This window comes from Brevibacillus sp. Leaf182 (genome assembly GCF_001423865.2).
GTDB classification, from domain to species: Bacteria; Bacillota; Bacilli; order Brevibacillales; family Brevibacillaceae; genus Brevibacillus; species Brevibacillus brevis_C.
Genome location: NZ_LMPN02000005.1, coordinates 1 through 1,301, shown reverse-complemented (window position 1 = coordinate 1,301; position 1,301 = coordinate 1). Strand labels below are relative to the sequence as shown.

Genomic DNA, 1,301 nt, shown 5'->3' with positions numbered 1-1,301 from the left:
TGAACTGACCCCTGTCAAGTAGACAGGAAATAAAAAAGACACTCTAAGCAACCTGAGTTCGGAATTCATACGGACTCAGGTTGTTTAATTTTTGCTGAAAACGCTCACGGTTGTAAAAATGGATGTAATGTTTAACTTCACGTTTCACTTCGTCAACTGTACGGAACGTACAGCGGTTAAAGCACTCGGATTTAAAATGGCTAAAGAAGTTCTCCATACATGCATTATCCCAGCAGTTTCCCTTTCGGGACATACTGGCTACCATCTTGTATTTCTTAATCAAGTTGTTATATGGACGGGATGTGTATTGGAACCCTTGATCACTATGAAGCAGGATTCCTCGAACATTTCGTTTCTTTTTAGCCTTTTTGAGAGTATCTATAACGAGCTTCAAATCGTTTCTTCGGCTTATCTGATAAGCGATGATCTCGTTGTTATATAGATCTTTAATGACGGATAGATACAGTCTTTGTCCATTAAAAATCAGATAAGTAATGTCGGTGACCCATTTCTCACTTGGCTTCCCTGCATGGAAATTCCTGTTCAGAAGATTGTCTGAGATTACGTACGCTTCTTTTTTGCCGTAATAAGGCCTTTTCTTGCGAATGATCGCTTGAAGCCCCATAACCTTCATTAATCGATGAATACGTTTGCGGTTTATATGCTGTTCATATTTCTTCTCGATCCATACTTTAATCCGACGATACCCATAGATTCCCCGGACTTTATGAAAACACTCTGCGATCTTCTCCTTTACCTGCTCATCTTCAAGCTGCTTTGGAGAGGTGATGGCTTGCCTTTTCATCCATCTGTAATATCCACTTCTGGAGACTTCGGCTAGATGGCATAAAAGCAGAATGCTATATCCTTGATTAGTTAAATCATTGACGATAGCAAACCTTTTGCTTTCAGGTACAGAATCCATTCCACCTTTCACATCTGCAAGAGCTTTTTTAACAATGCGTTTTCCGCTTCCAATCTCTTGATTTTAGTCTCAGGATCCTCCGGATTCGTTCTGGGTCTACCTATACCAGGCCCTTTTGCTTTTCCTCGTTTCTCTTCAAGACCCGTCATTCCTTCCGTTTGATAATGTGCAACCCACCGACGCACTACAGAAGGCTCGATACCTAATTCTTTTGCTACGGTTTTATAACCCATTCCATCTCTCAAATATAAATCCACTGCTTTTTTCTTAAAGGCAACGTCAAAAGTTCTTCTGATTTTTCCCATGAGAAAATCCCCCCATAATAGACAGAGTAAGGTGCTTACTTTTTTCTGTCCACTATGAGGGGATCATATCA

2 protein-coding genes are annotated in these 1,301 nt (G+C 40.4%); both read right to left on the bottom strand.

Features of this window, described 5'->3' with window-relative positions:
• Positions 1–43 precede the first annotated feature (43 nt).
• Positions 44–925: an IS3 family transposase gene (locus ASG16_RS00030; RefSeq protein ID WP_056492426.1), complete on the bottom strand. Its 882-nt coding sequence runs from the start codon at positions 923–925 to the stop codon at positions 44–46.
• An 8-nt stretch (positions 926–933) separates the two neighbouring features.
• Complete coding sequence (locus ASG16_RS00025; protein WP_056492429.1) at positions 934–1,230, bottom strand: transposase; 297 nt, start codon at positions 1,228–1,230, stop codon at positions 934–936.
• Positions 1,231–1,301: the final 71 nt, after the last annotated feature.